This window comes from Bradyrhizobium sp. ORS 375 (assembly GCF_000239775.1).
Lineage (GTDB): Bacteria > Pseudomonadota > Alphaproteobacteria > Rhizobiales > Xanthobacteraceae > Bradyrhizobium.
The window spans coordinates 1-26,136 of record NZ_CAFI01000076.1; the positions used below are offsets into that span (position 1 = coordinate 1).

Here is a 26,136-nt window from a genome sequence, read left to right on the forward strand (position 1 = left end):
GTCCAAGACGGCACCCGACACCGCGGCCCGACGGGCAAATCAACCGCCGGAGGAAGATCGCATCCGGCGCGGAATGCCCGCTTGGAGACGCCGGCGCAACCCGCGAATCCGCTGCGCCGGAAAAGTTTTTTCGTGAAGACTTTCAAGCCGATCACCCCTGTCCAGTCCTTCCCCGCGAAAAATTCTTCTTTCTCTTTTCCAGAATTTGGGGTCTCTTAACCACGTCCTGCTGCCGATCGAGAGGGACGTTTCGCGGTCGTCACGAACGTTGGGAGCGGGACGCGGTGGACGCGTCGATGTTGCAGCGTGGAGCATGATTCGGAACCGGGAAGCCTCGACGCACATTGCGCCACAGCTTTCCGACAACATCATGCTCAGAAGTAGACACGCAGACGAACAACGCGGCGCGTACGGTGAAATCGTGTGGTCCTGACATCCCGAAGCTGATGTCGTGTCCGATGCGTGTGCGCATTGTGGCGGAAACGGGGGCAAGACAGCCGGTCCCCGGGGAGAGCGCGTATAAGCCGTCAGACCATCGCGCAGGGAAGGCCGGGATGTCTCAGCCGAACCTGTGGTTCCTGCCCCGTGCACTTTTTTCCGCACGGGGGCCATGGGGGCGGCGAGCTCCCGGCCTTCCCTGCTCCCTCCGATCGCCGAGGGAGTCTCATCGAGCAAGACTCGGGCGCGTTTTGTGCCGCGAGAACGCGAACCGATGCGCCGGTTACTACCCTTGGCTGTTTGACAAGGGCGGCGAACTTCGCTGCGCTGGCCGCCGCGGAGATCGATGGAACGCACACTGATAAATGTGACGGCCTTCACAGCTGGTCCGCGCAGCCCGTGTTAGGACGGAACCCAGAGCAAGAGCCGGGACGCCGGCCCGAGGAGCTGATCGCCGTGACGGAATCACCTGAGCTCACCGACAAGGTCGCCCTGATTACCGGCGCCGCGCGCGGCATCGGGCTGGCGACCGCCAAGCGGTTTCTGCACGAGGGCTGGCGCGTGGCGCTGCTCGACATCGAAGCCAAGCTGCTCACTGATGCCACCGCCGCGCTCAAATCTCCCGAGCGCACGCTGGCGCTGCATTGCGACGTGTCGGATGCGGCCATGGTGGCTGATGCGCTGGAGCGAATCGCCGGGCGTTTCGGCCGGCTCGATGCGCTGGTGAACAACGCCGGGGTCGCACGATTTGCCTCGGTCATGGAGACCAGCGAAACCGACTGGCAGCGCATCCTCGACGTCAATCTCACCGGACCGTTCCTGTGCACGCGGGCCGCGGTGCCCTTGATGCGCGAGCACGGCGGCGCCATCGTCAACATCACCTCGATCTCGGCGGTGCGCGCTTCGACGCTGCGCTCGGCCTACGGCACCAGCAAGGCGGCGCTGGCGCATCTCACCAAGCAGCTCGCGGTCGAGCTCGCCTCCGCCGGCATTCGCGTCAACGCCGTGGCGCCCGGCCCGGTCGAGACCGCGATGGCGAGGGACGTGCACACGCCGGAGATCCGCGCCGACTACCACGACGCCATCCCGCTCAACCGCTATGGACTTGAAGAGGAGCTGGCCGAGGCCATCTTCTTCCTCAGCTCGGAGCGATCGAGCTATATCACGGGCCAGGTACTCGCCGTGGACGGCGGCTTCGATGCCGCCGGAATCGGTCTGCCGACGTTGCGCGGCCAACGCAGGAACGCATGAGACGATGCCGAGCCGGATGCGTATCATCCTGACCTTGCTGCTCGCGGTGGCGCTATGGGGCATCGCTACGATGCTGGCACGCGCCGATGTCCGCATCATCTCCTCGCCCGGCGGCGAGGTCGGTCCGTTCCTCGATCTGTTCGAGAAGGTGCGCGCCTCCGGTGAGCGCGTCATCATCGATGGTCCCTGCCTGTCCGCCTGCACGCTGGTGCTGAGCCTCGTGCCCGAGGAGCGCATCTGCGTGACGCGGCGCGCGGTGCTCGGCTTCCACGCCGCGCGCTCGGTCGATCGCCGCGGCCGCAGCTATGCCGAGCCGGAGGCGTCCAAGCTGGTGCTGCAGACCTACCCCGCGCCGGTGCGCGGCTGGATCACGCGCCGCGGCGGATTGACGTCGCGGCTGCTGGTGCTGCGCGGGCGCGAGCTGAAGGCGATGTACGCCTCCTGCCGCTAGCGGCGTCAGGCCTCGTAGCCGTCAGCCGGGGAATTGATCATCCAGGGAATGCCGAAGCGATCCACGCCCATGCCGAAGCCCTTCGACCAGAACGTCTTGCCGAATGGCATGGTGACCGTGCCGCCGTCGATCAGCGCGTTGAACTTGCGCTCGGCCTCGGCCGGGTCAGCGATCTGCAGCGAAACCGAGATGCCGTTCGGCCTGCCTTGGTAGTACTCGGGGGGCGAGTCGGAAGCCATGATGACATCGCCTGAGATCGAGAAGCGCACGTGCATGATCCTGTTCTTGTGCTCCGGCGCAGACGGCATCTCCGGCGGAGCCTCGCCATAGCGCATCATCATGTCGACCTTGGCGCCGAGCACGTCGCCGTAATGCTTAAGGGCCTGCTCGCAATCGCCGTTGAAGGTGAGATAGGGACAGATCATGTCATCCTCCTTGGTTGAAAGGACAGTGCCTCAGCGCAGCGGCAGCAGCGCGCGCAGACGGCGGTCGCGCAGCCACAATCCGCCCCACACCATCAGCCCGAGATAGAGGCCGAACAGCACGTGGCTGAACAGCGGACTGCCGATGCGGACATGCGAGGCGATGGCGCCGCCGAGATAGCCGGTGAGCAGGACTGCGCCGAGCAGCGAGGTTGCCGGCAGCGCATAGAGCAACGTACAGATCAGCGTGATCAGGCCGAGCGCGCGTGCCATGGCATCACTGCCGCCATAGCCCATCTGGTCCATCGTCTGCGTGACGACCGGAAGCGGGATGAGCTTGATCGCGCCGTCGAACAGCAGGAACAGGATCACCAGCCCGCTCAGGATGCGGCCGCCCCACAATTCGGCGCGCGACACCGGCTGGTCCAAGGCGATCGTCGACATCTCAAGCTCCTCCCTGTAGTGCCGCTCCAAGGACGACGGCCGCAGCGTGCCGCCGACAAGGCCGCGAAAGATTTTGCGCCGATCCTCGGCCTGACGTCATCGGCCCGATCGGGTCTGCGCAGTCGCACTGTCGCGCATCAGCCGGTCGAGCTGCATGCGGATATGCGCGGCCTCGGCCGAGCTGTGCGCCAGCGCGATGGCACGGTCGAACGCGGTCCGCGCCTCGTCGTTGCGCCCGAGCTGCATCAGCAGCGCGCCGCGCACGCCGAAGAAATAGAAGTAGTTCGAAAGCCGAGTCTCGAGCGGCGCGATCAGGTCGAGCGCGGCCTGCGCGCCGCGCACCTTGGAGACCGCGACGGCACGGTTGAGCGTGACCACCGGCGAGGGCTGCACGACCTCGAGCGCACCGTAGAGCAAGTCGATCTGCGTCCAGTCGGTGTCCTCCGGCCGGGCCGCACGCGCATGCAGCGCCGCAACCGCCGCCTGGATCTGGTAAGGGCCGCTGCGCCGGTGCCGCATCGCCTTGTCGATCAGCGCGAGGCCTTCGGCGATCAGCGGCTGATTCCAGAGCGTGCGGTCCTGATCCTCCAGCAGGATCGGCAAGCCCTCCGCATCGAAACGGGCGGCGGAGCGCGCGTGCTGCAACAGCAGCAGCGCCGTCAGGCCCATGATCTCCGGCTCGCTCGGAAACAGCCGCAGCAGCAGCCGCGCCAGCCGGATCGCCTCCTCGGACAGCGGCTGGCGCAGCTCGGCGGTCTCGCCGCTCGCCGAATAGCCCTCGTTGAAGATCAGATAGATCATCGCGGCGACGGCCGTCAGGCGCTCGGAGCGCTCGACCGCGCCGGGGGTCTCGAATGGCACGTCGGCCTGCGCGATGCGCGACTTGGCCCTGGTGATGCGCTGCTCCATGGCGGCCTCGCTCACCAGGAAGGCGCGGGCGATCTGCTTCACCGTCAGGCCGGACACGACGCGCAGCGCCAGCGCGATCTGCTGCGTCGCCGGCAGCTCCTTGTGGCAGCAGATGAACAGCAGGCGCAGGATGTCGTCGCGATAATGCGAGCCGTCGAGCCGCTCCGCGAGCGCACTCTCGGCGTCGTCGAGGTCGGAGATCGCGTCATCCGCCTCCGGCAGCGGCTGCTCTCGACGGACGCGCCGGACAGCGTCGATGCCGGCGTTGCGCCCGACCATGATCAGCCACGCCGCCGGATCGCGTGGCGGCCCGTTCTGCGGCCAGCTCTTCAGCGCGCGCAGGCAGGCGTTCTGGAACGCCTCCTCCGCCGCGTCGAGATCGCGAAAGTAGCGCAGCAGTGCGCCGACGGCCTGGGGGCGTGCTGATGTCAGGGCCGCATCGATCCAGGCCGCGTCGCTCATGCCAGCGTTCCTCCCGGCCTGAAGGTGCCGACGGGACGGATTTCGTAGGAGCCGCCGGGATTGGCTTCGCCGAGCTCGCGCGCGACCTCGAGCGCCTCGTCGAGATTGGCGCAATCGACGATGTAGAAGCCGAGCAGCTGCTCCTTGGTCTCGGCATACGGACCATCGAGCACCAGCGGCGGATCCTCCTTGCGGAGCGTCGTCGCGGCCGTGGTCGGCAGCAGCCGCGCCACCGGGCCGAGCCGGCCCTGCTTGGCGAGCCGCTCCTGGATGACCGCGAGCTTGGCCATGACCGCCGCGTCCTGGTCCTTGCTCCAGGCGCAGACGACATCTTCATCGTGATAGCAAAGCAGCGCATACAGCATCGGCAGGCATCTCCCTTCGTCTTCAAGACGGCGGAGTATGCCCGGAGCCGACAGCCCCGCGAAGAATTTTCGCGGGTTCCGCCGGCGGAAACGCTACCAGGAGATGCCATACTTGGCGGCGATATTGCGCGCCCGGGTTTCCTGGGCACTCTCGCGCGGCTGCTTGGAACGCCCGCCCTGCCGCTGCGACTGGCCCTGGCCCTGCGCCTGGCTCTGTCCTTGACCTTGTCCCTGACCGGCGGCGCCCTGGCCGCCCTGCTGGCCGGCCCCCTGCGCCATCCCGGCCGCACCACCGGCTTGCGGCTGACCGGCACTCTTGCCGATGGAAATGCCGTTGGCCGACAGGATCGAGCCGACGTCGATGGTTTGGGCTTGGACCGCGGCCTGGGCCGCGGCGGATGCAATGACCAGGACGGTCGCGAGAAGCAATTTGCGCATGACGATGTCTCCGTGTTGATGCCCGGAGATTGGCCCGTCCGCGCGATCTGGTATGTGGAGCAGATCACGCAAGCTCAGAGGACCCTGCAATGACCAAAGGCGCGCTGGCGCTCCTGATCCATGGCGGCACCGACAACTGGTCGCCGCAGCGCTGGAAGGCGCGCTTCGACGACGTCTGCGCCGACCGGCCGGTGGTGCTGCTGCCGGATGCGAGCCTCGACCCGGCCGAGGTGCACTACGCCGCGGTGTGGAAGCCGGTACCCGGCGAGCTCGCCGGATTTCCGAACCTGCGCGTGATCTTCAATCTCGGCGCCGGCGTCGATGCGCTGATGGCCGACAAGACCCTGCCGAGCGTGCCGCTGGTGCGCGTCGCGGTCGACGACCTCACCCAGCGGATGACCGAGTGGGTCGTGCTGCACGTGCTGATGCACCATCGCCAGGAGCTCTATCTGCGGGAGTCCCAACGCGTGAAGCGCTGGGCGCCGAAATATCAATGGCCTGCAGCTGCGATCAACGTCGGCATTCTCGGGCTCGGCACGCTCGGGATCGACGCGGCCGAGGTGCTCAAGCGCATCGGCTTCCAGGTCGCGGGCTGGAGCCGCAGCGAAAAGCGGGTCGATGGCATCGAGACCTTCCACGGCGCCGCGCAGCTCGACGCCTTTCTGGCGCGGACCGACATCCTGGTGTCGCTGCTGCCGCTCACGCCGGATACACGCGGCATTCTCAATCGAAAGATTTTCACTGGCCTCAGGCGCACCTCGCCGCTCGGCGCTCCCATCATGATCAATGCCGGGCGTGGCGGGCTGCAGAACGAGGCCGACATTCTCGCCTGCCTCGACGACGGCACGCTCGGCGCGGTCTCGCTCGACGTGTTCGGCCAGGAGCCACTGCCGGCCGAGAGCGCATTCTGGACTCATCCGAAGGTGGTCCTGACGCCGCACAATGCGGCCGACACCGATGCCGACGCGATCTCGCGCTACGTCGCCGAGCAGATCGCGACCTTCGAAGCCGGCAGCGCGCTGCGCAATCTGGTCGATCGCACGAGAGGATACTGAGACGCTACTTGCCGCCCAGCATCACGTCGATCGCGCCGGCGACGATCGCCTCCAGGGTCTCACGCGGTACCCGCGCCCGGGCGCGGACCGCGATCGAGTGGATCGTCGCCGACGCCAGCTGCGCCAGGACCGCGGGATCGGCATGCTCCGGCAGCTCGCCCCTCTCCTTGGCGCGCCGGAAACAATGCGCAAACGCTTTGTCGAGCTCGGTCAGCGCATTCTGCACCATGGCGCGGATGTCGGGATCGGCGACGGCCTCCGAGCCGGCGGTCATCACCGTGAAGCAGCCGCGCGGCCCTTCCTCGCCGGAGAGATAGATGTCCAGCGCGGTGGCGAAGATCTGCTCCAGTTGCCGCCGCACCGGCCAGTCGTTGCGGAAGATCTCGCCCATCAGCGCGCGCGCGTTGTCGCGATAGCGCTGGTAGCTCTTGATGTAGAGCTCGCGCTTGTCCCCGAACGCGCCATAGAGACTCGGCCGGTTCATGCCCGTTGCGGCGCTGAGATCGTCGAGCGAGGTCGCGGCAAAGCCGCTGGTCCGGAACAGATCGAGCGCCTTGCCGAGCGCGACCTCCGGCTCATAGGCCCGCGGCCGCCCGCGCCGCTTCGGCTCCGCAGCCGCTGCGGTCTTTTCAACGGGAGGGTCGCCGTGCGGCGGCCCCTTCTTTTTCTGTACCATTTCGCACTAAATTCCTTGACCTACCGTATATTATGCGAGACAGTATAAAAATCAATGAATGCTCCGCTCCGGAGCCCCAGGGAGACGCCCATGGACCTCTATTTCTCGCCGCTCGCCTGCTCGCTCGCCACCCGCATCGCGCTCTATGAGGCCGGCGCGGCGGCAAACTATCTTGAGGTCGATCCGAAGACGAAGGTCGTCCTGAATGACGGGTCGGATTTCCGCGCCGTCAATCCGCTCGGCCTCGTTCCGACACTGCGCACCTCTGACGGCGACCTGCTGACCGAGAATGCCGCCATCCTGCAATATGTTGCCGATCGCTTCCCCGAGGCGAAGCTCGGCACCGGCCCCGGCATGGACCGCAGCCGGCTGCATCAATGGCTCTGCTTCATCGGCACCGAGCTGCATAAGGGCCTGTTCATCCCGGTCCTCGACAAGACCGCACCCGAGGAGATGAAGGTCCATGTCTTGAACAAGAACCTGTCGCGGCTCGATCATCTCGACAATCATCTTGATGATCGCGAGTTTCTGCTGGATCATTTCACGGTCGCCGACGCCTATCTCGTCACCGTGATCAACTGGACGATGGCAACGCCGCCGATCGAGCTCGCCAAGTGGCCCGCCGTGAAAGCCTACTACGAGCGTCTGCGCACGCGCCCGTCGATCGCACGGGCCATTGCCGAGGAGTTCAATCTCTACAAGGCGGAACTCGCGCGCCACAAGGCGGCGGCATAGCCGACGACGTCTCATCTCCCGAGCGGCGAGGTGAGATGCGCAGCACGACCGGTCGCGCACGGTATCCAATGCTTGACCAGGGAGACATCGGGTTGCAATCCTCGAATCGCAGGAGGATTGCACGTGGCAGGAACATCCGTACGCGACCGATTGCTGGCGGACCGGCGCGCGCTGCTCGATCTGGGCACGCGCAACCGGCTCGTGCATATCCCGCTCAAGACGAAGACCACTCGCACGATCGATCTCGTTGGCGCACGATCCGCCGCTTTGTTCGAGCTGCTCGGCGATGGCAAGCGCTTCTCGTTCCTGCCCACCAAGGCCGAGGCATCTGCCGAAAACGAAACATCTGCCGACAAGGGGGATGCGACTCCGGCTCTGCCACTGCTCCCGCCCAGCGCACCGTCCGCAGACGCGCAGCAGGCCGACAACATGTCGGAGACGCAGCCTCGGCCAGCCGACACCCGGCTCCAGACTCGCCTATCATCCGAGGCGCTGCAGAAGCGCCTGCTCGACATCTGGTACGACGCGCGCACCCTGGAAGAAGAACAGGGCGTCAACATCCTCTACCTCGCCTTCGGCCTGCTCAAATGGTTCGAGGACGACAAGTCGGACACCGAGCGCTTCGCTCCGCTGGTGCTGTTGCCCGTACGTCTCGAACGCAGCAGCGCGGCCGACCGGTTTCATCTGGTCTCGCGCGCCGAGCCGCCCTCCCCGAATCTCTCGCTGCAAGCCAAGCTCGACGGCGAGTTCGGATTGAAGCTCGCGGATTTCGGCGATGAGGACGATGTCGACATCGCCGGCTATCTGGCCAGCGTCGCCGAGACGGTCGCGGGCAAGAAGCGATGGGAGGTGAAGACGGACGCGATCGTCCTCGGCTTCTTCTCCTTCTCCAAGTTCCTGATGTATCGCGACCTCGATCCGGAGAACTGGCCGTCCGACGGCGCGCTGGACCGGCATCCGCTGATCACGGCGCTGCTGCAGAACGGCTTCGAAGCGTCCGAGCCGATCGTGGCCGACAACGGCAAGATCGATCCAGTGATCCAGCCGATCGCGATGAACCACGTCGTCGATGCCGATTCATCGCAGGCGGTGGTGATCGAGGAAGTGGTCCGCGGCCGCGACCTCGTCGTCAAGGGACCGCCGGGCACGGGCAAGTCGCAGACCATCACCAACATCATCGCCTCGGCTGCGGCCGAGGGGAAGACGGTGCTATTCGTGGCGGAAAAGATGGCCGCGCTCGACGTCGTGCATCGGCGACTGAAGACTGTCGGTCTCGGCTCCCTCGCGCTCGAGCTGCACTCCAACAAGGCCAACAAGCGGGTTCTGCTGGAGGAGCTGAAGCGCAGCAAATCCGCCGGTGTTCCGGCACCACGCGGCGAGGCAACTTTGGTGCAGCGACTGACCGACAGCCGCGACAGCCTCAACCAACATGCCGACATGATGCACCAGCCGCATCAGCCGAGCGAGCTGACGCCATTCCGGCTGCTCGGCCATCTCGTGCGCTGCGGCGAGACGACACCGCCGGCACTTCCATTAAACGGTGCGCCGTCCTGGACTCCGCTGGACCTGGAACGACGACGGGAGCTGATCGCAGAGCTGGCCGAACGGATTGCGGCCGATGGAGCCCCTCATCAGCACCCCTGGCGCGGTGTGAACCGCGACGCGCTGGATCCAACAGAGATGGCGGAGTTGCGCACGCTGCTGGACGATGTTTCGAGCACACTCGGCCGCGTCACGGCGGGCACCGCACGGATCGCTCCACTGCTGGATGTGCCTTTGCCAACCACGTTGGCCGATGCTGCTGGTCTGCTGACATTGGCCGAAGCCTCGGCAGCGATGCCGGAGTGCGACAAGGCTGCTCTTCGCGATCCGATCTGGAGCCGAGCTCAGGATGTCGCCGACGTCGTCGACAAAGGTATCCGCTACGCCAAACTGAAGGCCGCGTTCGAGTCGGCGTTCGTCGAGTCCGCCTGGGATGCACCAATGTCCGATTGCCGCAAGGTGATCGCGGAGAAGGGTAACTCCTGGCTTCGCGTGTTGAGCGCGAGCTATCGCGGGCAGATGGCGCTGCTGACCTCCTATTTGCAAGTGCCCATGCCGAAATCGCTCGACCAGCGCCTGCTGCTGATCGACGGTCTCCTGGCCGCGCAAGCCGCGCGCAAGTCCTTCGCAGCTGTTGAAAGTGCCGGCAGCGCGGCGTTCGGCACCGCGTGGCAGAAGGAGCAGTCGGATTGGGACGCGCTTGCGAAGCTGACGGCCTGGTGGAACGCCTTCCCGCGGCCCTTCGCAAATGACGAGATTCGTCTGCGCCTGACGCATCTCACTCTGTCGACGGAAGACCTGCAAGCGATCGATCAATTCAAGACCGATCTCGCGGACCTGAGATCAGGCCTTCAGCAATTGATCGAGTTTTTACAGTTGGCGCCCGGCCGTATCTCGCTCGAGGCCGGCGATCAGGTGCGGCTCGACGAGCTGTCGCAGACCCTGGCGGAGTGGCAGACCTCAACCGAACGCCTCACGCGCTGGATCGCGTTCATGGAGCGGATTCGCCTCGCCCGCACCGACGGTCTCGCAGCCCTGGTCGATCGCGCGCTGGATGGCTCGCTGCCGGGCGAAGCGTTGGAACAGACGTTCGACAATTCTTACTACGACGCGATGCGCAGCGTGATCTTCGCGCAGCATCCGCAGCTCAAACGCTTCGACGGCGCGTCGCACGACCGGCTGGTCGATGGCTTCCGCAAGCTCGACGTCGAGCGCATGCAGCTGGCCCGCGATCAGATCGCTTACGAGCATGCCGCAGCGCTGCCGCGCAATGCCGGCGGCATCGGCCCGCTCGGCGTGCTCAACGGCGAGCTGGCCAAGAAGCGCAATCATCTCCCCATCCGCCAGCTCTTGGACCGTGCAGGTCCGGTCATTCAGCAGATCAAGCCGATCTTCCTGATGAGCCCGCTCTCGGTGGCTCAGTTCCTGAAGCCCGGCGCGATCGCCTTCGATCTGCTTGTCGTCGACGAGGCGTCGCAGATCGAGCCGGTCGATGCGCTCGGCGCGGTCGCGCGCTGTCGCCAGATGGTGGTGGTCGGCGACGAGCGGCAACTGCCGCCGACGCGCTTCTTCGCAAAATTGACCGGGAACGATGACGATGCTGACGACGAAGATCAGCCGACCTTCCAGGTCAAGGACGCCGAAAGCATTCTCGACCTCTGCCTCGCCAAAGGCCTGTCGTATAGGATGTTGAACTGGCACTATCGCAGCAAGCATCAGTCGCTGATCGCGGTCTCGAACAAGCAGTTCTACGACAACCGGCTGTTCATCGTGCCGAGCCCCTATGACGCGGTGGCCGGCATGGGGTTGAAGTTCAACTACAACCCGGATGCACATTATGAGCGTGGCAATAGCCGGACCAATCCGGGGGAAGCACGGCTTGTCGCTGAAGCCGTCATGCGCCATGCACGCGAGACGCCGGAGAGAAGCCTCGGGGTCGCGACCTTCTCGGTGGCACAGCGCCAGGCCATTCAGGACCAGCTTGAGATCCTCCGCAAGGAGAGCCCGGAAACGGAGAGCTTCTTCGTGCGTGGCACGAGCGAGCCGTTCTTCGTCAAGAACCTCGAGAACATCCAGGGCGACGAGCGCGACGTCATCTTCATCTCGATGGGCTACGGCAGGACGAAGGAAGGCTTCGTCTCCATGAGCTTCGGCCCGCTGAACTCGGATGGCGGCGAGCGCCGTTTGAACGTGCTGATCTCCCGGGCGAAGCTGCGCTGCGAGGTGTTCTCCTCGATCACCGGTGACGACATCGATCTGTCCCGCGCCAAGGGCCGCGGCATCGCGGCGCTGAAGACGTTCCTGAACTACGCGCAAACCGGCCAGCTCGGCATCGCGCAGGAGACTGGTCGCGATCCGGATTCGGTGTTCGAGGAGCAGGTCGCCGCCAAGCTGCGGGCGCTCGGCCACGACGTGAAGACCCAGATCGGCACCGCCGGCTTCTTCGTCGATCTCGCGATCGTCGATCCGGACAAGCCCGGCCGCTTCCTGCTCGGCATCGAATGCGATGGCGCGCAGTATCATGCCTCCCGCTCGGCGCGTGATCGCGATCGCCTGCGTCAGAACGTGCTGGAAGCGCATGGCTGGGTCCTGCACCGCATCTGGTCGACGGACTGGTTTCTTCGTCCCAGGGAGGAAACAGACAAGGTTCTTCGCGCGATCGAGGCGGCAAAGGCACATTGGAAGGAGATCGACGACGGACCTGCAGACGTGCGGCCCGAGCCGCCAGCAACGAAAGATGTGCCGGCGCCAAATCAAGCCGAGGAGCGCCCGACAGAGCTCGTCGCCCAGGCGCCGACAGTCACGTCCTATGAGGAGGCGAAGCTGCGGGTCCGCCGGGAGATCGAGCCGCACGAGACCTCACTCGCTAACATGATGCGGCACGTCGTCGAGATCGTCGCGGTCGAAGGGCCGGTGCATGAATCGGAGATCATCGTCCGGATCCGATCGGCCTGGGGCCTCGCCCGCGCCGGCAACCGCATTCGCGATGCGGTGAAAGCGGCGCTGAACGCGGCGGCGGCAAAGGGACAGATCGCCGGGGGGCCGTTCTTTGTTGTGCCCGGCCAGACCATCGTCGTGCGCAACCGCGAGGATGTGCAATCGACGACCTTGCGCAAGCCCGAGATGCTGCCGCCGGAGGAAATCAAGGCGGCCATCATGCAGGTCGTCGAGCAGAATTTTGGCGCCGAGCAGGACCAGTTGATCCAGGCCGTCGCCCGGCTGTTCGGCTTCGGAGCGACCAGCGCCCAGTTGCGCGAGGCTGTTCAGAGCAGCCTCGAGGATCTTCTGGACGCAGGACGCCTGCGGCGCGAGGGAGAGCTACTCACCAAGCCGGAGGTCTCGCCCACCGCGCCGGCTTGATCCACTAGGCGAGGTCGGCCTTCATCAGGTCGCGCAGCGCCTTCGGGATCGGCTGCGCCTTGCCGCCGCTGATGAAGGCGACCCTGACGTCCGCCCTGACCAGCACCTCCGCGCCGCGTCTGACCTCCTGGGCCAGCGTGATCGAAGCGCCCTTCACCGCGATGGGCCAGGTAACGACGTCGAGCACGTCATCCATGCGCGCAGGCCGCAGGAAGTCGAGCGTCATCGAACGCACGACGAAGGCGAAGCCCGGTGCCTCGCTGGCGGCCTCCGCGAACAGTGCATGCTGCTCGGCGCCCATCAGCCGCAAATGATTGGTGCGGCCGCGCTCCATGAAGCGGAGATAATTGGCGTGGTAGACGATGCCTGAAAAATCGGTGTCCTCGTAGTAGACACGCACCTGCATGTGGTGGCGTCCGTCGCGGATCTCGCCGTCGAGATGATGGGTCACTGGAAATCCTCGATCGCCGGAAATGGCAATCGTTTCGCGCAAGTGAGCCGCGAGCGCAAGCTTAAGACGTCACCTCCATCGGTTCCCCGCCGATCGTGACCTGAACGATCTCCGGCGGCACGCCGATTCGAACGGGCATGATGCTGCACCCCAAGCCTCCCGAGACGATCACGTCGCATTGCGTGCGGATGTGACCATAAGCGAGATTCACACCATTGCGCGCAGGCACGGCCGGCGACCAGCCGAGCACGCGGACCTGGCCGCCATGCGTGTGGCCGGACAGCTGCAGCGCGACCCGCGAGGTCACGCGGAGCGCGACGTCCGGCTCATGCGCGAGCAGGATGACCGGCGCGCTATCGGTAACCTTGCGCAGCGTGCCCGCGAGATCATCGACGCCGATGCGCGGCACCGGCCGGAAGCGTCGTGCCGGCATGTAGGCCAGCTGATCACCGAGACCGGCGAGCCAGAAGGCATGGCCATTCTTGGTGAGGCGCACGACGTCGTTCTCGTAGACCGGAATGCCGGCGGCCTCGAGCGCCTTCCGGGCGAACGGCGCGCCATGACCGTCGCGCTGCACCGTCTTGTCGTCCCAGTAGTCGTGATTGCCGAGAATGGCGTGAACGCCGAGCGGCGCCCTCAGGCCCCCGAGCACCGGCGCCCAGTCCGAGGCGTCGATGCGCCCGATGTGATGACGATGACCGGCGACATAGTCACCAAGCAGGACGATCAGGTCCGGCTTCAACGCATTCGTGCGCTGCACGATGCCGTCGATATGCGCCAGCGACATCCAGGGATCGCAGGCATGAATGTCGGCAATGGCGGCGACCTTGAACTTGAGACCAGCCGGCCAGATGCGCGGACGAATGTGATAGTCGGTGACACCGAGGCGGAGCGGCTCGATGCCGACGCCGTAGGTGGCGGTGGAAAAACCGGTGGCGGCGAAAGCGCCGGAGAATGAGAGAAAGCGACGGCGTGACAGCATGGACAAACTCCTCGCAGCGGCTCCTTTCTCTCCGATCATTGCAACCGATTTCGGGTGCGTCTGTGCAGATTGTCAGCAGATTCGTTAATCATCGCCCTCACTGCCGAACAGTCCAAACTGGCCGGGGTCGCGGTTCGAAGGCTCGGCCATGCCGAGATGCTTGAACGCATGCGAGGTCAACAGCCGGCCGCGCGGGGTGCGCTGCAGATAGCCGCATTGAATGAGATACGGCTCGATGATGTCCTCGATCGCGTCGCGGGGCTCCGACAGTGCCGCCGCCATGGTCTCGACGCCGACCGGGCCGCCGCCGTAGTTCAGCGCGATGGTCGAGAGGTAGCGCCGGTCCATGGCATCGAGCCCGGCGGCATCCACCTCCAGCGCGCTCAAGGCGTGGTCGGCAATGGCGCGATCGATCGCGCTGGCGTTGGCTGCCGAAGCAAAGTCGCGCACGCGGCGCAAGAGACGGCCAGCGATGCGCGGCGTGCCGCGGGCGCGACGCGCGATCTCGTTGGCGCCGTCGGCGGTCATGCCGACGCCGAGCACGCGGGCGCCGCGGGTGACGATGCCTTCCAGCTCTTCCACCGTGTAGAAATTCAGCCGGATCGGAATGCCGAAACGATCGCGCAACGGATTGGTCAGCAGCCCCGCGCGCGTCGTCGCGCCCACCAGCGTGAACTTCGACAGATCGATCTTCACCGAGCGCGCCGCCGGGCCCTCGCCGATGATGAGGTCGAGCTGGAAATCCTCCATCGCGGGATAGAGCACCTCCTCGACCGCCGGGCTGAGACGATGGATCTCGTCGATGAACAGCACGTCGCGCTCTTCGAGATTGGTGAGCAGCGCCGCGAGATCGCCGGCCTTGGCGATGACCGGACCCGAGGTGGCGCGGAAGCCGACGCCGAGCTCGCGCGCGACGATCTGCGCCAGCGTCGTCTTGCCGAGGCCCGGCGGCCCGACGAACAGCACATGGTCGAGCGCCTCGCCGCGCTTGCGCGCCGCCTCGATGAAGATCGACAGATTGGCGCGCGCCTGCTGCTGGCCGACGAACTCCGACAGCTGCTGCGGACGCAGCGCGGTGTCGCCGACATCGTCGGAGCGCCGCTCCGGACTGACCATGCGCGCAGGCGGCTTCATTCGTTGCCGCGCCGGTATTTGTTCGGCAGCAGCTCGCCGATGGTCACCACATCTGGCCCTTTGCCGTTCGACGGCACGATCACGCGCGCCTTCGCATCATAGTCATGGATCAGCTCGCGACAGGTGCCGCAGGGCGAGACCACGGAGACCTCGCCCGGCTCGCCGGGCTTCGGATGGCGCACCGCGACGATGGTCTCGATGCCGTGGTCGCCGTGCTCGGTGATGGCGCGGCCGATGGCGATGGCTTCGGCACAGACGGCGTTGCGGCCGAGATAGGCGTCGATGTTGACGCCGGTGATGATGCGGCCGTCGCGGGTGCGCATGGCCGCGCCGACCTCCTGCCAATCGTTGCGGTAGCGGTTCTTCACCGCCGCTGTCGCCGCTTCGATCAGCTCCTTGTCCTTCTTGCTCACCATGGGGAAGATCGTTGTCCTTCTGCGCGTCCGTCACAGCGGCGCGCGGCTATTTCGCCAGCTCCTTGAGGCCGAGGCGGATGAGTTGCGCGGTCTCGGCCTTGTCGCCGGCGGCACGCGAGGCGGCGGCAATGGCGGCGGCCGCTTGTGGCTGGCCATAGCCGAGATTGATCAGCGCGGAGATCGCGTCCGCGATCGGCTGCGGCGCGCGGGAGTCCTCGATTGCGCCCGACAACCTGACCACGCCCGGATCGACGTCGGCGAACGCTGGCGCCTTGTCCTTCAGCTCGGTTACGATGCGCTCGGCGACCTTCGGGCCGACGCCCGGCGTGCGCGCCACCGCGGCCTTGTCGCGCAGCGCGATCGCGTTGGCGAGATCGGCCGGCGGCAGGGTGCCGAGGACGGCAAGAGCGACCTTGGCGCCGACGCCCTGCACGGTCTGCAAAAGACGAAACCATTCCCGTTCGACATCCGAGCGAAAACCGAACAGCTTGATCTGGTCCTCGCGCACATAGGTCTCGATCGACAATGTGGCGGCTTCACCCGGTGACGGCAAGGCCTGCAGGGTGCGCGCCGAGCAGTGCACCTGATAGCCGACGCCGCCGACGTCGAGGATCACGAAATCCTCGGCGTATGAGTCGATCAGGCCCTTGAGCTTGCCGATCATAGGCCGGCCACCTTCATGCGCAGCGCCTGGCCCTGGCGGTGATGCGCGTGTGTAATGGCGATCGCCAGCGCATCGGCGGCATCCGCCGACGGCGGCTCGGCCTTGGGCAGCAGGATCTTCAGCATGACCGCGATCTGGCCCTTGTCGGCGTGCCCTGCGCCGACCACCGTCTTCTTGACCTGGTTGGGGGCGTATTCGGCGACCGAAATTCCGAACATCGCCGGCGCCAGCATGGCGATGCCGCGGGCCTGGCCGAGCTTCAGAGTGGCGACGCCGTCCTTGTTGACGAAGGTCTGCTCGACCGCGGCTTCCAGCGGCTGGAAGTCCGCCAGCACCTTCGCAAGCCCTTCGTGGATCGCGAGCAGCCGGTTCGCCAGCGGCAGGTCGTCCGGGGGCTCCACCGAGCCGCAGCCGACATAGATCAGCCGGTTGCCTTCGCTCTCGATCACGCCCCAGCCGGTGCGGCGGAGGCCGGGATCGATCCCGATGATGCGGATGGCTGCGCGAATCGGCTGGGCTTTCATGGGTTAGAGATAGCCTCGCGCCGCCCCTGAGGAAACATAAACGGAACGACCGGGTCGTCGTGGTTAACCGTCCGTCAACCGCCCATCTTCGCCATCAGCGCGTCGGAAATCTCGAAATTGGCGTAGACGTTCTGGACGTCGTCGTGCTCGTTCAGGAGATCCATCAGCTTCACCAGCTTCTCGCCGGTCTCGTCGTCGACGGCCACCGTGTTCTGCGGCTTCCAGGTCAGCGCCGCCTTGCGCGGCTCGCCGAACTTGGCCTCGAGGTTCTTGGCGACCTCGTGGAAACTGTCCGGCGAGGCATAGACCTCGTGGCCGCCCTCGCCCGAGATCACGTCGTCGGCGCCGGCCTCGATCGCCGCATCCAGCACCGCATCGTCGGAGGCGACGCTGCGGTCGAACTCGATGATGCCGACGCGATCGAACATGAACGACACCGACCCGGTCTCGCCGAGGTTGCCGCCGGACTTGGTGAAGAAGGAGCGGATGTCGGAGGCGGCGCGGTTGCGGTTGTCGGTCAGCGCCTCGACGATGACGGCGACGCCGCCCGGGCCATAGCCCTCGTAGCGGATCTCGGCGTAGTTCTCGCCCTCGCCGCCGAGCGCCTTCTTGATGGCGCGCTCGATATTGTCCTTCGGCATGTTCTCGGCGCGGGCGGCGACCACGGCGGCGCGCAGGCGCGGGTTCATCGCCGGATCCGGCGTGCCGAGCTTGGCCGCGACGGTGATTTCGCGCGCCAGCTTGCCGAACAGCTTGGACTTCATCGCATCCTGCCGGCCCTTGCGGTGCATGATGTTCTTGAATTGGGAATGGCCGGCCATGCGAGGTCTCTTGCAATTCGTCTGGAGGTCAGTGGGGAAGCGCGGCCTTATAGGCCGGGGAATCGTCAAAATCAAAGATTTGGGGTGGATTCAAGGGGGCTGGGATCGCCGGAGCACCGCCAGGCCACCTGCCCTCATAAGCCAAATGTTAACCATGGCTTCACTGTCAAGTGCAAGGATGCCCGCCTTCTGCACCTTTTCACGCACGACCGGGGGGCTACCCCAATGGCGTTTGGTTTGTTTGCGAGACGTGCCCCGGCGCCCGAACCGGTGGTCGAGCCGAAGCCGGCCGCAGCCCCCGAGCCGCCGGCGTCGTCGGACGCCGATTCGGCCAAGGCCATTCTCGACCTGCTGGAGCTGGAGCTCGGCGGCATGATCCGCCAGCTCGAGCGCGCCGCCAATTCGGTCGCCAGCGGCGCCGAGGCGACGGCGGGAACGCTGACCGACATCCGCCAGCGCGCCGATGCCCTGAGCGGGCGCAGCAGCGCCGCGCAGGGAACGGCCACCACCTTTGCCCAGGCCGCGGAGAAGGTGACGCAATCCGCCCACGGCATCCGCGCCCAGGTCCAGGATGCCGGCCAGCTCGCCGACCAGGCCAGCGCCGCCGCCCGCGAGGCGCGCGAGAATGTCGACCGTCTGCGCGAATCCTCCGCGGCGATTGGCAATGTCGTCAACCTGATCTCGCAGATCGCCCGCCAGACCACCCTCCTCGCCTTGAACTCCACGATCGAGGCGGCCCGCGCCGGCGAGGCCGGCCGCGGCTTCGCCGTGGTCGCGACCGAGGTCAAGGCACTGGCCGTGCAGACCCAGAACGCGACCGAGGAGATCACCCGCAAGATCGAGGCGCTGCAGAAGGACGCCGCAGGGTCGGCCGACGCCGTCCATCGGATCGCCCAGGCGATCGAGGCGATCCGCCCTGTCTTCACCAACGTCAACGGCGCGGTCGCCGAGCAGAATCAGACCACCGGCGAGATGTCTGATAACGCCGCCCAGGCGTCCCAATTCATCTCGTCCGTGGTGGACAGCGCCGCCGACATCAGCAGCGCCACCCAGCAGGCCGAGAGCTATGGCGAGCGCGTCACCAGCGCCGGCCGCGCGGTGACGATGTATGCCCAGAAGCTCAAGGCGCGCTGCGCCGTGCTGCTGCGCCAGGGCGACCGGACCGCGCGCAGCGGCAGCGAGCGCCTGCCCTGCCATCTCAAGCTCGAGATCAAGAGCGGCGGACGCGCGGTCACGGCCCAGGTCTACGAGATCTCCAACGACGGCGTGCTGATCACCGGTCCGGAGGCGAGCCGCCTCGCCGTCAACGAGCGCTTCGACGCCGTGCTGGAGGATGTCGGCCCCTGCCGGCTTGGTATCACCGAGCAGGTCAAGGCCGGCGCCCAGGCGCGGTTCGATGCGCCCGGCGCCGAGCTGCGCGAGAAGATCGAGGACAAGCTCTGGGCACTGCACGAGGAGAACAACGAGTTCGTCACCCGCGCCATGGAGGCCGGCACCGAGCTGAACCGGATGTTCGAAAGCGCCGTCGCGCGGGGCGAGATCACGCTGGAGGACATGTTCGACACCAACTATGTCGAGATCCCCGGCACCAATCCGCAGCAGCACCGCAGCCGAATGCTCGACTGGGCCGAGCGCGCGCTGCCGTCGTTCCAGGAAGCGTTCCTGGCGAAGGATGCGCGCATGGCCTTCTGCGTCGCGATCGACCGCAATGGCTATCTGCCGGTGCACAACAAGATCTATTCGCATCCGCAGCGGCCGGGCGATGTCGCCTTCAACACCGCCAACAGCCGCAACCGTCGCATCTTCAACGATCCGGCCGGACTTGCCGCGGGTCGCAACCAGCGGCCCTATCTGATCCAGAGCTACGCGCGCGACATGGGCAACGGCTACACCGTCATGATGCGCGAGATCGACGTGCCGATCCGGGTCCGCGGCCGGCACTGGGGCGGCTTCCGCACCGCCTACAAATTGTGAGCTGTGCGGTGACCTGCTGAAGTCCTTACGTCCGGGAGCCTGAACATGTCGGTCGCGCAACGCGCCATTCTGGAAAGTCACGATGCGCGCTCCGGCGCCGAACGGCTGATGGACGAGATCGCCGACCGCATCGGCGGGCTCGGCGTGGAGCTGGCCGACGTCGCCGGCAACGTCCAGGAGGTCGCCAGTCGCGTCAGCTACCAGTCGCAACGGTTCGGGCACCTTCAGGCCACCGCCAAGACAATGGTTGCGGCCAATCACGACATCGCCACCGCCTCGCAGGCGGTGCAATCCGCCACAACCGCCGCCGTCGGCGACATCGCACAGTCGCGCAACGTCGTCGAGACGGCGGTGCGGCACATCTCCGAGCTGGTCGATTCGGTGGAGCGAATCGAGCAGCGGCTCGGCTCGGTCGGCGATGCCTTGTCGCAGGTCGCGAAGGTCTCGGTCGCGATCGAGGCGATCGCCAAGCAGACCAACCTGCTGGCGCTCAACGCCACCATCGAGGCCGCCCGCGCCGGCAGCGCCGGCAAGGGCTTCGCGGTCGTTGCGAGCGAGGTGAAGTCGCTCGCCGAGGCGACGCGGCAGGCGACGCAGCAGATCGGCGACACCCTGCGCGGGCTGGACTCGCAGGTGAAGAGCCTGCTCGGCGAGAGCGGCCAGGCGTCCTCGCGGGCCAAGACCGCGGGCGAAGGCGCCCAGCAGATCGGCGGCATCATCGTCCGCGTGCAGGACGGCTTCACCAGCGTCGGCCAGGAGATCGACGGCGTGGCGAGGGCCGCGACCTCCAACCTCGCGCATTGCGACGCGGTCATCAGCGAGCTCGCCGAGCTTGCCAAGGGCGTCGACCAGTCCTCGCTCGAGCTGAAGCAGGCCGACAGCCGCATCGCCAAGCTGCTCGATCATTCCGAGGCGCTGATCGGGCTGATCGCCGAGAGCGGCGTCGAGACCGCCGATGCGCCGCTGATCCGCACCGTCGTCGAGACCGCACGGCAGATCTCGGCTGTGTTCGAAGCCGCGGTCGATCGCGGCGAGATCTCGCTCGCAGACCTGATGGACGAGAGCTACCGCGAAATTCCCGGCACCAACCCGAAGCAATATCTCACCCGCTACGTCGAGTTCACCGACCGCGTGCTGCCCGCGATCCAGGACCCGATCCAGGGCAGCGACCCGCGCATCGTGTTTTGCGTCGCCTGGGCCCGCGGCGGCTATTTGCCGACGCACAATCCGAACTACCGCAAGCCGCAGGGGCCCGACCCGGTCTGGAACAACGCCAATTGCCGTAACCGCCGGCTGTTCGAGGACCGCGCGGTGACGAAGGTCGCCGCCGCCAGCAGCAAGCCGTTTTTGCTGCAGACCTACCGCCGCGACATGGGCGGCGGGCAGTTCGTGCTGATGAAGGATCTCTCCGCACCGATCTTCATCAAGGGCAGGCATTGGGGCGCGTTCCGCATGGGTTTCCGCATCAAGGCCTGACCCGTTCGTCTCACGCGCCCCAGAATGTCGGCTTGGTCTGCGACAGCCGGCCGCCGATCCGCACCGGCGCGATCCGCTCTGCCAGCCCGGTTGCGTCGTCGGTTTCGACCGCCACGCCGCTGAGCGTCGCCTCGCCCATCGCCGGCTCGAAGCGCGCCGACGGGATACCCGACTGGAAGCGGCGCAGCGGCTCGTCCTTCTGCATGCCGATGATGGAGTCGTAGTCGCCGGTCATGCCGGCATCGGTCATATAGGCGGTGCCGCCGGGCAGGATCTGGTGATCGGCCGTGGGCACGTGAGTGTGGGTGCCGACGACGAGGCTGGCCCGGCCGTCGCAGAAATAGCCGAGCCCCTGCTTCTCGCTCGACGCCTCGCAGTGCACGTCGACCACAACGGCATCCGCCGCCTCGCGCAACGGGCAGGCGCCGAGCTCACGGCCAACAGCCGCGAACGGATCGTCGAACGGCGTCATGAACACGCGTCCCAGCACGTTGACCACCAGCGCACGCGCACCGTTCTTGGCTTCGACCAGCGCGGCGCCACGGCCGGGCGTGCCCGCCGGGTAGTTCGCAGGCCGCACCAGGCGCGGCGCGCGTTCGATGAACACCAGCGCCTCGCGTTGATCCCAGGAGTGGTTGCCGAGCGTGACCGCGTCGGCGCCGGCGTCGACCAGCTCCTGGTAGATCGCTTCGGTGATGCCGAATCCGCCGGCCGCGTTCTCGCCATTGACGATGACGAGATCGAGCGCCCAGTCACGGATCAAGCCTGGAAGGTGGTCTGTGACGGCGGTCCGGCCAGACCGGCCGACGACGTCGCCGACGAAGAGAATGCGCAACTCAAGTGCTCCGGAAGTCCAAGGTCTCGCCTTCGGTTAGCACATAATCCAGCGCCGCGTCGTGGGCCAAAGCCGGAATGGCCTCGGTTTCCTGCACGGCGAAGCCGAGGCCGACGCCGATCACATGATGCGATTTCCGCAGATGCGAGAAGGTGTAGTCGTAGTAGCCGCCGCCATAGCCGATGCGATGGCCGGTGCGGTCGAAGGCGGCGAGCGGCACCAGCATGACATCCGGCACCAGTTCGGCCGCGACGGGCGACGGCTCGGGGATGCCCAGCGCGCCGAGCGTCAGCCGGTCGCCCGGGACGTAGGCCCGGAACGACAGCGAATGGCCGCGCGCCAGCACGACCGGCAGCGCCAGCCGGGCGCCCTGCCCGGCCAATTCGCGCATCAGCGGCATCGGGTCGAGCTCGTTGCGGATCGGCGCGTAGCCCGAAACCACCATGCCCGGCTTCAGCGCGAATGGCAGGCCGCGCGCTGCGATGGCCTGCGCTGCCGCGGCCCTGTCGTCCTCGCTCAAGGCGTCGCGCGCTGCGAGGGCGGCCGTGCGCAACTGCTGTTTGGTGTGCTGAGCGGCCTTCATCGGCATGCGACGGGACCTCCGTTGGAGCGCGCGGACCCGGGCGCTCGGACGTTCTCGGAAATGCAGGTCAGCAATCGAAGGGGACTGAAGCGAAGAGGACTGAAGCGACCAGAGAGAAAGAGCGAAGCCGCAATCGCCGTTGAAACGCTCGATCCCGGAGTTCCCTACGAAAGTAGGTGGGCACCATATGTCCAGATCCACGGACCTGGCCAGGGACAGTTCCCTAAAGGATCGATAAGGCCCCGGGGATATGTTGGTTCCGGACGCGCGTCGCAGCCTCGCCGAGGCAATGTAACCATGGCCGGGTGATTTTGCCAGCGGTGGACGTGGATAAGGCAACATCGGGCGTCCAACTCGGTGTCGTCGCCCGGCTCGCGCCTTCGCTGAAGCTTCGGCGCGCCCTGTTCATTCGCGGCCGCGTCGAAGCCGAAGGCGAAGACGGGACCGGGCGACCCGGTACGCCGTGACGGCAGTGATTGAGCCGAAGGGCCGCGGCGTACTGGATCGTCCGCTATGTCTACGGGGTAAACATTTCGCGGGCGATGACGTTGTGGGGTGGTGGGAGCCCGGCCGACCGCGGCAGAGCAGATCAGAATAGGCATGGCTTCACACTCTCGCGGCGCTCAGCGTCCGAGCTGTTGTTTCGATCACCCTCCGCGAACAGAGGGCGCAGGGAAGGCCGGGCGTCGGCTGACGCCCGTGGCCCGCCTGCGAGAAGAAATGCAGGCGGCAGGTACCACAGGTGCAGCCGGGACAGCCCGGCCTTCCCTGCGCGACGGTTGAACGGCTGCTTCGCGCTCTCCCTGGTGCGCCGGGCTTGTTGGCCACCATGTCGCGCAACGCGCTCCCGCACGTTGCGCGGGGGACACCAGCTTCGGGGTGTCAGGACCACGCGACTTGACCGGTCGTGCCTCGCCGTTCGTCCGCGCGATCGACTCACGCTGCGGCAATCCACGCCCATCGCATCCCACTGCCAACGTCTCGTGACGGTCGCGACACGCCCCTCATGCGGCAGCAGGACGGGCGGAAGCATCGACCTGATTTGCCCGACACGACAAGCGACGCAGCCTGCGACATCGTAACGCGACGGGCAGTTTGCGCATGCGGCCCATGCGCGGATTGCCCGTCGTGCAGCGTCCGCCAAGACAAGCTTGCGAGCATCTTGCTTGCCCTGATGCGGCCCAACCCTCCGCCGTCGTCCCGGCGAACGCCGGGACCCATACCGCGGACGCATCCGAGGGACATGGCTGTGAGTTGCCTGCCTCATCTCCGCCGGTGGTTATGGATCCCGGCTCAAGGCCGGGACGACGGCGGAGTTCTTGGTGAGACCACGTCCTTGCATCACCGCCAACTTACACCAACGGCCATCCGTCGTTTCACTCGGTCTGGCCCACCGTGCCCAACTGATAGCGTCCGCGGTATGGATCCCTGCGTTCGCCGGGACGACAGCGGTGGGCCACAGCTCCATTTGTCTCTGCGAAGCACGCTTGCACCGATCGTGAAGGTGTCAATCATGTCCTCGAACACCTGTCAGGGGGCCGCCGGTCTGACTGATCACAATGACGCCGGAGCGATGACGGCGCCCGCGCGGCAATGCCGCGTCGGCAGGCGCATAGTCTCGCCATGATTGAGGCCCATCGAATGCAGCTGAGGTTGTGGTGGATCATGACCACATCCAAATGCCCTGCAGCGTACATAAATGTCGCGTATCCGCGTCAATGGAGAGTTGGCATGCGCTTCGATCTCAAATCTGTCACGGCCGCCTGCGCGCTGCTGATCGCGTCAGTCGGCGCCGGCCTCGCCGCCGACGTCAAGACTCACCGGGTCTCGATCCAGGTTGATCAGAACGATCCGGCGATCATGAATCTGGCGCTGAACAATGCCACGAACATCATGGAGACCTTCAAGGAGAAGGGTGAGGAGGTCGAGATCGAGCTCGTCACCTACGGGCCCGGTCTCAACATGCTGCGCGAGGACACCTCGCCGGTGAAGGACCGGCTGAAGCAGATCGCCGAGCTCAGCTTTCCGGCCAAGATCAAATTCTCCGCCTGCAACATCACCAAGCGCGGAATGGAAAAGCGCGAGGGGCATCCGATCGCCATTGTTGCTGAAGCGAGCCTCGTACCATCGGGCGCGGTGCGGCTGATGGAGCTGCAGGAGAGCGGCTGGAGCTATCTGAAACCGTAGGTAGTCACTGCCCCAAATCCGCCAGGTTTCGGTCGCACAACAACTCGACCTGAGATTGAGAACACAGCAGTCTGCTCGCGGGGACACCAGAGCAGGCGCGATCGGGGGGACTACCGTCATGCGTCGAACGTTCGCGGGCCCAGCGCTGATGGCGCTGGCCATGATCTCTGCTGCCTTCTTCAGCTTCCACGGCGCCGCGCGGGCGCAAGACCAGCCTGCCGCCCCGCTCTCTCTCAAACCGGCGCGTTCGGCCGAGCGACGGGCGATCGAGCCGCGGGTGTCGGAGGTGCGTGCGGCCGAATCGCGCAGCGCGTCGGACGAAGCCGCGATCAAGGCACGGATGAATCAGTGGACCGTCGGCCTCGCCGCGGGCCTGCCGGACGGCGGCTTCGTGCGCTTTGCCAGTGAGATGGCGCGGACGATGGATGACGGCGACAACATGCGCCTGATCCCGATGGTGACGCGCGGCACTACCTCGAACATCGCCGACCTGTTGTATCTGCGCGGCGTCGACGTCGCGATCACCTATGCCGATGCGTTCGACTTCTACGCCAAGCAGGCCGGGCTTTCGAACATCAACGACCGCATCCGCTACGTGCTGCGTTTCTTCATCTCCGACGTGCACATCTATGCGCGCGAGGAGTTCAAGACGCTGCAGGACCTGAAGGGGCAGAAGATCGCGGTCGGCACGGCGGGGGTGGCGGCTGCGCATACCGGACCGCTGATCTTCCGGCGGCTCGGCATCGACATCGAGCCGGTCGCCGTCGGCGGGCCGGTGGCGCTGGAGAAGCTGCACAAGGGCGAGATCGCGGCGATGGTGTATGTCGCGTCCAAGCCTGGCGAGCTGTTCAGCGGCAAGAAGACCGATCCCGGATTCCACTTCGTGCCGGTGCCGTACACGCAGCAATTCTCGGATTTCTACTATCCGACCAGCATCAAGGCCGAGACCTATCCGGGGCTGGTGGCGCCGGACACGGCGGTGGAGACGATCGCCGTCCCGTCGGTTCTGGCCGTCTACAATTGGAAGCCGGGCAGCGATCGCGCCGACCGCGTCAACCGCTTCGTCGATACGCTGTTCACCAACCTCGCCCGGCTGCAGCAGCCGCCATTCCACCCGGGCTGGAAGGACCTCAACCTCGACGCCCAGGTGCCGGGCTGGCAGCGCTACCCTTACGTCGAGACCGTGCTGGAGCGCATGAAGAAGGAAGCCGATGTCGGCCTGCCGCCGGCGGCTACCGGCAGCCTGACGCAGCAGGAGCGCTTCGACGCGTTTCTCGCGTCGCAGGCCAGGACCCCGTCGAAGGCCGAGAAGGACGAGCTGTATCGCTCGTTCCTGGAATGGAGCCGGAAGCAGCGGAAGTGAGAGGGACGCTAGACACGGCCAGGCCAGAAGCTGCGATTTCAATGCAGCTTCGTGGCCCTTCCCCTAAGATCGACGTGATTAGCCGACTCAATGGTGTGAGACGATCCATCAAGTCTCGGGCGGTCTGCTCCCTCTCCCCGTTCTTAACGGGGAGAGGGTCGGGGTGAGGGGCAGCCAC

25 protein-coding genes and 1 other RNA gene are annotated in these 26,136 nt (G+C 66.2%); 10 read left to right on the plus strand and 16 right to left on the minus strand.

Annotated features, from left to right (window positions below):
- From BRAO375_RS38355 to BRAO375_RS06620, 3 genes are all read left to right on the plus strand, one after another.
- Positions 1-219 (plus strand): hypothetical protein (locus BRAO375_RS38355; protein ID WP_210161266.1); only part of this gene is annotated, 219 nt, incomplete at its 5' end.
- Positions 220-894: 675 nt separating this feature from the next.
- Positions 895-1,689, plus strand: a complete 795-nt coding sequence (locus tag BRAO375_RS06615; protein ID WP_009026687.1) for an SDR family NAD(P)-dependent oxidoreductase — start codon at positions 895-897, stop codon at positions 1,687-1,689.
- A 4-nt stretch (positions 1,690-1,693) separates the two neighbouring features.
- Positions 1,694-2,140, plus strand: a complete 447-nt coding sequence (locus BRAO375_RS06620; protein WP_009026688.1) for a hypothetical protein — start codon at positions 1,694-1,696, stop codon at positions 2,138-2,140.
- A 5-nt stretch (positions 2,141-2,145) separates the two neighbouring features.
- On the opposite strand, the gene BRAO375_RS06625 is transcribed toward BRAO375_RS06620, so the two are convergent.
- The 5 genes from BRAO375_RS06625 to BRAO375_RS06645 form a co-directional block, all read right to left on the minus strand.
- Positions 2,146-2,565 carry a VOC family protein gene (locus tag BRAO375_RS06625; RefSeq protein WP_009026689.1) on the minus strand — a complete coding sequence of 140 codons (420 nt, stop codon included), beginning with the start codon at positions 2,563-2,565 and terminating at the stop codon, positions 2,146-2,148.
- A gap of 30 nt (positions 2,566-2,595) precedes the next feature.
- A complete protein-coding gene (locus BRAO375_RS06630) occupies positions 2,596-2,964 on the minus strand; it encodes a DoxX family protein (protein WP_009026690.1) in 369 nt (122 codons plus the stop codon).
- A gap of 138 nt (positions 2,965-3,102) precedes the next feature.
- A complete protein-coding gene (locus tag BRAO375_RS06635) occupies positions 3,103-4,377 on the minus strand; it encodes an RNA polymerase sigma factor (protein WP_009026691.1) in 1,275 nt (424 codons plus the stop codon).
- A complete protein-coding gene (locus BRAO375_RS06640; protein WP_009026692.1) occupies positions 4,374-4,742 on the minus strand; it encodes a YciI family protein in 369 nt (122 codons plus the stop codon). Before BRAO375_RS06640 ends, BRAO375_RS06635 begins: the two co-directional genes overlap by 4 nt.
- Positions 4,743-4,835: 93 nt before the next feature.
- Complete coding sequence (locus tag BRAO375_RS06645; protein ID WP_009026693.1) at positions 4,836-5,180, minus strand: hypothetical protein; 345 nt, start codon at positions 5,178-5,180, stop codon at positions 4,836-4,838.
- Positions 5,181-5,269: 89 nt separating this feature from the next.
- Between BRAO375_RS06645 and BRAO375_RS06650 the strand changes: the two genes are divergently transcribed.
- Positions 5,270-6,235 (plus strand): 2-hydroxyacid dehydrogenase, encoded by a 966-nt coding sequence (locus tag BRAO375_RS06650; protein WP_009026694.1) that lies wholly within the window; start codon positions 5,270-5,272, stop codon positions 6,233-6,235.
- Between the two features lie 4 nt (positions 6,236-6,239).
- Here the strand turns inward: BRAO375_RS06650 and BRAO375_RS06655 are convergent, their stop codons facing one another.
- A complete protein-coding gene (locus tag BRAO375_RS06655) occupies positions 6,240-6,911 on the minus strand; it encodes a TetR/AcrR family transcriptional regulator (protein ID WP_009026695.1) in 672 nt (223 codons plus the stop codon).
- 90 nt (positions 6,912-7,001) lie between these two features.
- Between BRAO375_RS06655 and BRAO375_RS06660 the strand changes: the two genes are divergently transcribed.
- Both BRAO375_RS06660 and proA read left to right on the plus strand, forming a co-directional pair.
- On the plus strand, positions 7,002-7,646 hold the full coding sequence (locus BRAO375_RS06660) for a glutathione binding-like protein (protein WP_009026696.1): 645 nt from the start codon (positions 7,002-7,004) through the stop codon (positions 7,644-7,646).
- 123 nt (positions 7,647-7,769) lie between these two features.
- A complete protein-coding gene (proA, locus tag BRAO375_RS06665; protein ID WP_035639296.1) occupies positions 7,770-12,548 on the plus strand; it encodes an anti-phage protein ProA in 4,779 nt (1,592 codons plus the stop codon).
- Between the two features lie 4 nt (positions 12,549-12,552).
- Here proA and ybgC read toward each other — a convergent pair whose 3' ends face one another.
- The 7 genes from ybgC to BRAO375_RS06700 form a co-directional block, all read right to left on the minus strand.
- The gene (ybgC, locus tag BRAO375_RS06670) at positions 12,553-12,999 is read right to left on the minus strand and encodes a tol-pal system-associated acyl-CoA thioesterase (protein ID WP_009026698.1); all 447 of its coding nucleotides are present in this window, start codon (positions 12,997-12,999) and stop codon (positions 12,553-12,555) included.
- A 61-nt stretch (positions 13,000-13,060) separates the two neighbouring features.
- The gene (locus tag BRAO375_RS06675) at positions 13,061-13,981 is read right to left on the minus strand and encodes a metallophosphoesterase (protein ID WP_009026699.1); all 921 of its coding nucleotides are present in this window, start codon (positions 13,979-13,981) and stop codon (positions 13,061-13,063) included.
- 84 nt (positions 13,982-14,065) lie between these two features.
- On the minus strand, positions 14,066-15,115 hold the full coding sequence (ruvB, locus tag BRAO375_RS06680; RefSeq protein ID WP_009026700.1) for a Holliday junction branch migration DNA helicase RuvB: 1,050 nt from the start codon (positions 15,113-15,115) through the stop codon (positions 14,066-14,068).
- On the minus strand, positions 15,112-15,531 hold the full coding sequence (locus tag BRAO375_RS06685) for a cytidine deaminase (protein ID WP_035639299.1): 420 nt from the start codon (positions 15,529-15,531) through the stop codon (positions 15,112-15,114). The genes ruvB and BRAO375_RS06685 overlap by 4 nt, the downstream gene beginning before the upstream one ends.
- 46 nt (positions 15,532-15,577) lie before the next feature.
- On the minus strand, positions 15,578-16,195 hold the full coding sequence (gene ruvA, locus BRAO375_RS06690; RefSeq protein WP_009026702.1) for a Holliday junction branch migration protein RuvA: 618 nt from the start codon (positions 16,193-16,195) through the stop codon (positions 15,578-15,580).
- A complete protein-coding gene (ruvC, locus tag BRAO375_RS06695; protein WP_009026703.1) occupies positions 16,192-16,719 on the minus strand; it encodes a crossover junction endodeoxyribonuclease RuvC in 528 nt (175 codons plus the stop codon). Before ruvC ends, ruvA begins: the two co-directional genes overlap by 4 nt.
- Positions 16,720-16,793: 74 nt before the next feature.
- On the minus strand, positions 16,794-17,540 hold the full coding sequence (locus BRAO375_RS06700; RefSeq protein WP_009026704.1) for a YebC/PmpR family DNA-binding transcriptional regulator: 747 nt from the start codon (positions 17,538-17,540) through the stop codon (positions 16,794-16,796).
- A 225-nt stretch (positions 17,541-17,765) separates the two neighbouring features.
- Here BRAO375_RS06700 and BRAO375_RS06705 point away from each other — a divergent pair, with 225 nt between their 5' ends.
- Together BRAO375_RS06705 and BRAO375_RS06710 are read left to right on the plus strand one after the other, a co-directional pair.
- The gene (locus tag BRAO375_RS06705) at positions 17,766-19,514 is read left to right on the plus strand and encodes a methyl-accepting chemotaxis protein (protein ID WP_009026705.1); all 1,749 of its coding nucleotides are present in this window, start codon (positions 17,766-17,768) and stop codon (positions 19,512-19,514) included.
- Between the two features lie 45 nt (positions 19,515-19,559).
- Positions 19,560-20,990, plus strand: coding sequence for a methyl-accepting chemotaxis protein (locus BRAO375_RS06710; RefSeq protein ID WP_009026706.1), 1,431 nt, complete (start codon positions 19,560-19,562; stop codon positions 20,988-20,990).
- A gap of 10 nt (positions 20,991-21,000) precedes the next feature.
- On the opposite strand, the gene BRAO375_RS06715 is transcribed toward BRAO375_RS06710, so the two are convergent.
- The 3 genes from BRAO375_RS06715 to ssrS form a co-directional block, all read right to left on the minus strand.
- Positions 21,001-21,825 (minus strand): TIGR00282 family metallophosphoesterase, encoded by an 825-nt coding sequence (locus tag BRAO375_RS06715; RefSeq protein ID WP_009026707.1) that lies wholly within the window; start codon positions 21,823-21,825, stop codon positions 21,001-21,003.
- A 1-nt stretch (position 21,826) separates the two neighbouring features.
- Positions 21,827-22,408 carry a 5-formyltetrahydrofolate cyclo-ligase gene (locus tag BRAO375_RS06720; RefSeq protein ID WP_009026708.1) on the minus strand — a complete coding sequence of 194 codons (582 nt, stop codon included), beginning with the start codon at positions 22,406-22,408 and terminating at the stop codon, positions 21,827-21,829.
- Between the two features lie 120 nt (positions 22,409-22,528).
- Positions 22,529-22,690: non-coding RNA, 6S RNA (ssrS, locus tag BRAO375_RS35850), on the minus strand.
- A gap of 1,449 nt (positions 22,691-24,139) precedes the next feature.
- Between ssrS and BRAO375_RS06725 the strand changes: the two genes are divergently transcribed.
- Positions 24,140-24,595: a DsrE family protein gene (locus BRAO375_RS06725; protein WP_009026709.1), complete on the plus strand. Its 456-nt coding sequence runs from the start codon at positions 24,140-24,142 to the stop codon at positions 24,593-24,595.
- A gap of 118 nt (positions 24,596-24,713) precedes the next feature.
- Entirely contained in the window at positions 24,714-25,958 is a 1,245-nt protein-coding gene (locus BRAO375_RS06730; RefSeq protein ID WP_009026710.1) for a TAXI family TRAP transporter solute-binding subunit, read from the plus strand.
- The last annotated feature ends 178 nt before the right edge of the window (positions 25,959-26,136 follow it).